The sequence below is a fragment of the Nocardioides sp. P4_G4 genome (assembly GCF_056401085.1).
In genome coordinates this window covers 24,793-32,614 of record NZ_JBFUKA010000063.1, presented here as the reverse complement: position 1 = coordinate 32,614, position 7,822 = coordinate 24,793, and the positions used below count along the sequence as shown (strand labels likewise).

Genomic DNA, 7,822 nt, shown 5'->3' with positions numbered 1-7,822 from the left:
AGTACAACCACCACCGGCCACACTCAGCCCTCGGTGGCCTCCCGCCCATCACCCGGTTGGACAACCTGGCTGGACATCACAGCTAGCGGCGGGGGTCGGTCGGATCTCGAAATGCACTCAGCCCGTTCAGGAGTCGGGGCGCAGGACCTGCCATCCGCCCACTATGGCTGGGGTGGGCCAACCCTTCTCCTAACCATGCTTGAGAGATGGGACGTCCCTGAGATTCACAAATCAGAACCAGTCAGACCACGAACTGCAAGTGCGCCGACAATTGGAGAATCGGGAATCTCAGATGCCGGGAGGTTCATATGGCTGCCCAGCATGTCAGCGAACCTCTGCGCCGCCTGTGCGCCGTCACCGTGGTCTGCCCAGGTTTCGAACTCGTAATGGTGGTCGCGTTCGGGCGTGATGATGTCCAGGCGCCCCTTCTCTCCCGCCTTGGCAGGCCGGTACCGCACAAAGCGGATCGAGTTCAGATCGATCGACCGGTTGATCTCTCCATGCCGCTCGAAGTCCTCCTTCGCCAGAACGAGCAGGCGCCTGTCGGTCGCGGCCAGGTAGTGCGTCCAGGACCGGCCCTTCCACTTCGTCCTAGTCTCGGCAACGGCGAGTAACTGTTCTTCTCTCAGGTGCCAGCGGATCACCCGTGGGAGGTGCTCTGGAAGGCTGTGGGGGAAGGCGACAACCATCGGCTCGGGGAGTGGAGGTACCTCGATGCTTATGGACTCGCGCATCGCGCTGACCTGATCCTTCAAGACTCTCGAGACGCGTGCGACTTCCTTGGCCGCACGACGAGACTTGGTGAACGGGACGGTCTGCTTACCGGGCAGGTCGGCGAGCACCGAGAGTTCCCAGTGGAGCTGGTACAGCAGCTGATCCAGCACATCGAGCTCTTGGTCGTGTTCCGTTCTTGCGTCGAGAACGATCTTCCCCACAAGGGAGTCGGGTTCGTTGGGGTCGGCGTGTACCCGTCCTGCTCTGATGGCTTGATATGTGAACCACGCGGCCTGTGCCCGAATCATCGCTTGGGCGTCGGTGATCAACTCCTCGGCGTGGTGCTTCAGGTACTCCACTCGGGCCCGGTGATCCTTCTTGACAGCGAGTCTCGACTTGTGGTTGTTGACGCTGTCTCGGAAGAGCGTTCGGCTTGCGCGCAACTCTGCTTCATGACCTGCGATGTTTTCCCAGATGTGGCCGGTCACATGCCCTACGTGCTGGGCCTCGTCGATTGCCTTGAGCATCGCGGTGTGAAGCCCTTCAACGCCGGCCCACTGCTCCCGCTTCACTGTCTGGAGCAAGTCGTCGGTCAGCGCGATGTTCTCCCGGACAAGGGTGGAGATCTTTGCGAGCTGCAATTGGATCAGCAGCAATGCGACGGCGGGTCCCAGGGCGGCAGCCACGCCGACGGCGCCCGCTGCTCCTGCTGGGACCCATTGCACGGAGTGGGCAATCTTGCCCGAAGAGTCGACGAGTGCGCCGAGGTTTGCTCCCGCGGCGTTGGTCATCGGTGTCGCTGTTTGGAGTGCAGTCAAGGTCTCCGGGGTGAGCCTGACCAGTCCTTGAAGGCCAGCCGTGGCTTGGCCCGCTTGGGCCGCGATGTTCGCGCTGCCGGTAAGTGCACTGATCGCATCGGTCGCTGAGGACGCAGCGCTCGTTGGAAAGAGTGCCGGAGGGATCACGTCTAACCCCGAGATTGCCCGCTCGCCAAACACCAGCGCCAGACCTGGGCAACCTTCCAGCTCGACGAGGGTGGCAGGAGTCGCCTCGACAACGGGTTTCATGCGGCTGTCATATCACCGGATTTGGGTTCGTGCCGCGGTTTGGAGCCGGGCTGCGCTACCAACCGTTGTCTTCGCAGAGCTTGCACGAACCGGAGCCTCCACAGGCAGGACAGTTCGGGTCGGTGTTGTACGTCCGACCCGAGTTAGCTCGCTCCTGCTTCTCCCAGTGCTCCAGGCTGCAGGCTTCGCTACAGAAGTTCCAATTGGTGGCCGTGCCGCCGCAGTTCCGACACTCGGTTGTCCAGTCCTCTTCGTCGTCACTCAACTTCTTGCTGAAAAGGCCCACTGTTCACCTTCCGTGCAGTCGTTGGTGCGCCTGCGCGCTGCTGACAGCAGGCTATCGGTCGTCCGTGTCGCGCGCGGCCGATTCGCAGGCGCCGCCTCTTTGGCTTCAACGGAGCATGTGTCTAGGTGCAGGAGTTCAGTAGTCCTCAGGCCTTGGCCCGAGTCGCAGAAGAAGCTCAAGGCTGGGGAGCAGGTCGCCGTACTCGTCGACCAGTCCCCACCCGACGTACGCCGACGTGTCGTCGTCGCTCTCACCGTCCTCCATGCGCCATGCCGTGGCCGAGAGCAGCGTCGTGGTGAGGAGACGGACTTCCTCGACGTGTCGGCCCGTTTGGTCCGAGAGCTCCTCAAGTAGACGGTGGCGAGCGGGCAGGCCGGTGCGGTGCTTGATGGCGTAGATGTCGAGGTCCTCGAATCCGCTCTCGTCGCCGTGTCTTTCGACAAGCTCAGCGAGCGCGCCCGGGGACAACGCGGCGAGCGCAGCCTCGACCGAGGCGATGGTCTCGGCGGTAGCGGCCTGGCCGGGCGGGCGCTCCGGGAAGTAGAGGCTGGTCTCCCACGGGCCGTAGCCCCGCATGCGGTCGGCGTCGTCGAGCCGGTCGTGGAGCGCGGCGGTCTTAAGCGTGACCCGCACCGCCATCTCGAGGCGCGCGGCGTCCGCGTCGTCCGGCGCGGCGATTGGTAGGCGCTTCGCGAGCCCCTCGCACCGGGAGACGGCGGCGGACCTGCCGGCGCCACGAGCGATTGAGGACAAGAGACTGTCGAACCTGTGCTGGGAATCGCCGCCGTCAAGCAGGAGGCGGGCGTTCTCGAGCAGGCCTGCGACGACGACCTCGTCTGCCGTGGAAAGAGACGCGGCGACGGCGCGCACCAGCGGGCTGGCCGGTCCGTAGGTGTCAGAGACGGGGAAGCCGTCCTCGCCGAGCGAGGCATCGTCGATGGTGAGGTCGTGGGGAACGGCGGCGTGCGATGGCAGCATGTCCACGATCTCCCGGCACTTGYGGACGAGCCCGGGAAGCTGCGCAGCGCTGACGGGCAGGAGCGGCCCGAAGTCGTTGCGCCGGAGCTCCCAGCCCACCCGAGCGACGGGAGTGTGCGGAGCCAGCGCGGTCGCGTGCGCCGCCTCCGCCGTCTCCGGCTCGCGGACGGTGAGGACCGTGGTGCCGTTGGGCAGGTCGAACTCCAGCGGGGTGTTGTACCCGAAAGTTCCCTGCTCCACCGCCGTGAAGATGCGGAAGCACGTGTTCTGCACGGCGCGCCGTCCCGCCTTCGGGCCCGGCCAGTCGAGCCCGGGGTCCATGCCGTCCGTGGGACGGGTCCACACCAGCAGCTCGTGACCGAGAAGGTCGAGGAGGCCCTCGGTGTACCCGAACTCGACCTCGCCGCTCGATCCGTCGCTCAGGTGGACGGTGTACGGCGGCATCGGGATGTCCGAGATCGAGGTCACGCGCGCATCCTCGCAGAGGCCCGTCTTGGGAGGCGTCAGTTTGTTCCGCCCTGCCGGATCAGATGCTCACGTCGTCATGCACACCGACCTTGGCCAGCTCGATCGAACCGTCGGGCAGCACCCAGTAGTGGAGCCGGCGTGCGGCCGGGGTGTTGGACTGGAGGCTGACCCGCCAGGCCCGTGCCCCGTCCTCGCGCACCCTCTGGGGCGAACCGCCGGCGTCGTCCGTGCGGAGCTGGTGGAGCTCGCGGCCCCCCGACAGCGCAGCCTTCCCGGTGACAACTTCCATCACCACGTCGGCGACACGATCCGTGGCAAGACCGTGCAGGGCGTCGAGGCTCCGCAAGAAATCCGGACCCAACGAGTAGTCGCCCAACGGACAGGCTGGCTGCTCCGCGGCTGGGATGCGCGTGGCCCACGCCCGCTCCACGAGGAAGTGAAAACCCCGCTCCGGGTCGGCGAAGGCAGGCGCATCGGTCGCACTGGAGGTCGATCGTGACTTCCGCAGCTTCGTTCGGGACTGCTCAAGCTGCTGCGTGAGTCGGCGTACGTGGTCCTCGACCTGGCGCAGCTCCGTGCGCAGGTGCTCCAGCTCGGTCGCGAACCCCTGCGCCTGTGCGTGCACCTCGTCACGTTGTCTCTTTGCGGTGCGCACCTCGGCTTGGAGGGATGCGATGGTCAGGGACATCGACTTCGTGCTGGCGCTCTCGGCCGCTGCGGCTGGTGGCCCTGCCGGGGCTTCTGCCGGTCCCGGCGCCGGGCGCGGTCGGACGGCGCGGCTGCGATCGAACATCGCCGGACTCGGACCTGTTGGTGCTGGGGCGTTCACTGGCGCGTCGGGGACATACGGCTCCGCGTCCGGTTCAGCCACGTCGATCTCGACGTCGAACGACACGACCTCGATGGGCGCCGCGGCAGGCGTGGCCGGCTCCGAGACATCGGTTGGGGTCGCCGCGACCAACCAAGGTGGGCCGCCCGCGAAGAGGGCGGCTGCCGCGACAGGCTCCTCGTCGTCGTCGATGTCGAGCAGGCTGAGCTGCCATTCGCCCCCGGTTGCGAGGACGCGTGCCGGCAGCACCTCGCCGGGAGTCAGGAGGTCGGATAGATCGTCGAGCGGGTTGGAGGTGACAGCGGTGTGCGTCACGTCCACGGTGACGAGCGGGTGCAGGAAGACCGACGCACGGTCGGCTTCGACGGACTCGACCTGGACCAGGACGACGTCGCCGGCCGCGTACGACGAGAGCGCGACGTCCGGTTCGAGGCGGGACTCGCGTACGTCGAACCAGCGGCTGTCGGCGTCGTACAGACCCGTCACCTCTTGGCCGGGCTGGAGCGACCGTTCCAGCGGCAGACCCGGGAAGGCCAGTGCGTCCGGGACGATGCCGATGCGCCCGTCCAGCTTCACCATCGCACGGTCGGCCACGATGCCGACCACGACACCCGTGAGGCGTACGCGCGCCGTTGTCTGCACGTTGTCGAAGAGGCCGGCCTCGGTCGCCATGTGGAGAGCGTCATCGATGAGAGCGGTGGTCGCCTTCGGGCCCTCCGCGGCGCTRTAGGCGAACCGCAGCGGGGACCGTCGCGGCTCGCTCGCCCATTCGTGGCCGACCGGATAGACCCGTCCGGCGCCGCCGTAGACCTGCGTCATGGCCGGGRGGTTGTTGGACAGGTCCCACGAGTGCGGGCCAGTGGGCACGAGATAGACCTCGGCGATGTCGCCGACCTGGTCGACGATCTCAACGATGTCGATCCACGGCTCCGTCCGGCCGTGCGGCGTCGTCACCACGATCACGGGTCGGTCCCTCGCGTTCCCGTTCAGGTGCGTTGCCAGAGCTCGGGCACCTTCAGGAGTGGTCACTCGTCGGTAGGCGGGCACGGCACAAGCCTGCATCGGCGGCATGGGTCGAGGGGCCGGATTCGCGGAACCAGCTTGTACCGTTCATCCCGGTGAGTTGCGTCGGGCACCTCCGTGCTCCACGCGCCACCGCAGCGACGGGTTGAGTTCCGAGACGTTCTTCGCTCGCTGGGCACGCATCCGCGTGGTCGCCGGGAAGTTGAAGCCGGTGAGTTCGGTGAGTCGGGCCCAGGTAACGCCGCCCTCGTTGGCACTCAGGAGGGCATCCGCAAGCACGCGCGCTGCCCTCTGATGTCTGTCCTCGGCCTCGCGCAACTCCGACATCGCGGCAGTGACGTCCTGCTCGAGACGCCGCTGACCTGCAGTTATGTCCGGGTCCACTCACCGATCTTTTCATTCGCTTCTTTCGCGTTGCGGAGGTGCGCAGGTATGCGTGCGGGGTCTTCGTTCGCCGCAGCTGACTCCCTGATCGTGACAGCGAGACTCGCCAGCGAGCGCAGTACGTCGAGCTTCGCCTGCCGTAGCTGTGCGTCGCTCGCCTGCACGGCCCTCTCACTTGATCGCTTGAGCGCAGCACTTGCCGCGTCTCGATCAGCGAGTGCCCTCGCCGCTCGGTCTTCAGCCTCTGCGGTCGCTGCCTTGGCCGTCTCCGCTTCGTGGACGGCGGCGTCGCGTTGTTTCGCGACCGAATCGAGCAACTCCTGCTGGCGCAGACCTCGGAACCACTCGGCCGCTTTCCGGTCATCCTTGGCCACGCGCGCCATCGCCGCGGTCAGGGCGCGCTCGTCCACGTACGCAGCGAATGTGCCGCGCAGCGTGACGAGCTTGCCCAGGTCGTGCCGGGTGAAGCACTCGGCGGCGAATTGGGCGACCGCTGGGCGCACAATGCGTTCGGCGAGGTCGGGGTCGAGCAGGGCCCGACGCATGACCCCGCCAGCGGCGCGGTGGAGATCGTCCAGCTCGATGCTCTTCCACAGGAGATCACCGTCGAGATGTTGCCGACGGATGTCGAAGAGCGCTGCGAGGAATTTGCTGCGTGGGCCCTCTTCGTCCAGGGGCAATCGGTTCATCCCGATGGCTACGTCCTTGACGCGTTGATCAGCCTGCGTCCAGTCCTCACCCACTGAGGTCCTGGTTCTCTCTGCCAGAACCGCTGCCAGATCCTGATGACTACTAGATCGACTAGGCACGCTCTCGAGCGCGGTGGCACGTGCGAAGGCGCCCGCGACGAGAGCCAGGGGAAGCTGGTGGAGATCTGTGCGCCGTGCGACGCGGACCACGAATCGCGCGAACAGATCACTGGCCGGACTTGTCCTATAACTCTCCGCTATGGCGCTCTCAACGGCGGCCGATGATGCCGACGGATCCAGGGCCTCGGGCTCTGATGCCCAGAGCTTGGTCTCTCGCTCCCGCGCAAGGAGCAGCAACAACGCGAGAGGCCGCTCCAGTGAGGGCACGTCCGCAAGAGCCTTCAGGTCCTTGACGGGCACCGGGGTGAGCGCGGCTCCGATCTGTAGGACCGACCTCTCGACATCCTCCAGAGTCTGGGGTGAGGAAGAGCCGAGCCACTTCTCGAGGAGGCCCAGCAATTGGTTCTTCGGTAAAGCTGGTTCATCCGAAGTGGACGTTTGTGCGGCGGTCACGACGGCCGCGTCGCGAGTCGCAGTCGCTGACGCCGCCTGGGCGACAGATTCGCCTGGGAGGGAAGGCATCTCAGGAACGACGGGTGCCGCCGCCGTCGTGTCGGTGACTGAGTGGTCGAGAGGGTCTTGTCCGTTCGCGGGACTCGGCGCAGGCGCGTCCGTCACGGCTTCGACCGGGGCGGGTCTCGGGGGAGCAACTACGTGCGAAGCGTCGATGTACGGAAGTAACCGCGTCTCGGGTGATCCCTTCCAAGCGAACTTCCTCGCCGACCCCTCCCCGTTCGCGCGAACGCCCGGCTCGTCCTCGAACGTCTTCCTGACCTGCGGGTGACGATTCGAGTGCCCGACGAAGACCGTCCGTGTCGAGTCGGGCAAAATGGTTGATACTCCCGAAGCTAACGAAGGTGAGGCCGCTCCGTGAGTGGGTCTCAGCAGCTCCGTGAGGAGTGATAACGGTGACCTCGGTCTTGCTGTCGATCGAAACCAAGCCCATCAATGTGAATGACTTGTCGGATTCGCGGCGCAGCGCCAAGCGGTCGGTCTCGCTCAAGGTTCCTCCTCGGCGCCTCAGGATAGTGCCCGCGAGGCGACGACCTGTCGTCGTTGCCTCAAGAACCTAATGACTCATTGGCTCACGCGTTAGGCGTCCGTGTGCGACCAGCCTCGCTACGCTCCAGACGCCTTCGTTGTAGGCGCTGACCGCTGAGCATTCAGCGCACAGCCCGCCCCTTCTCCAAGTGTCAGGGCAGGATCGGGGTCAACGGAGCCTGCTGGCCGGGCCAGCGAAGTTCGCTAGGACCGCAGCGACGCG

At 66.1% G+C, this 7,822-nt stretch carries 4 protein-coding genes; all 4 read right to left on the bottom strand.

Annotation, left to right across the window (positions count from 1 at the left end):
* Positions 1-224: 224 nt before the first annotated feature.
* The 4 genes from AC1DQF_RS15160 to AC1DQF_RS15145 all read right to left on the bottom strand — a co-directional run bounded on the left by AC1DQF_RS15160 (position 225) and on the right by AC1DQF_RS15145 (position 7,011).
* Entirely contained in the window at positions 225-1,781 is a 1,557-nt protein-coding gene (locus tag AC1DQF_RS15160) for a hypothetical protein (RefSeq protein WP_477526051.1), read from the bottom strand.
* Positions 1,782-2,202: 421 nt separating this feature from the next.
* A complete protein-coding gene (locus tag AC1DQF_RS15155) occupies positions 2,203-3,513 on the bottom strand; it encodes a hypothetical protein (RefSeq protein WP_477526050.1) in 1,311 nt (436 codons plus the stop codon).
* Between the two features lie 58 nt (positions 3,514-3,571).
* Positions 3,572-5,305 (bottom strand): hypothetical protein, encoded by a 1,734-nt coding sequence (locus tag AC1DQF_RS15150; RefSeq protein WP_477526049.1) that lies wholly within the window; start codon positions 5,303-5,305, stop codon positions 3,572-3,574.
* A gap of 428 nt (positions 5,306-5,733) precedes the next feature.
* Positions 5,734-7,011 (bottom strand): hypothetical protein, encoded by a 1,278-nt coding sequence (locus AC1DQF_RS15145; RefSeq protein ID WP_477526048.1) that lies wholly within the window; start codon positions 7,009-7,011, stop codon positions 5,734-5,736.
* Between the last annotated feature and the right edge of the window lie 811 nt (positions 7,012-7,822).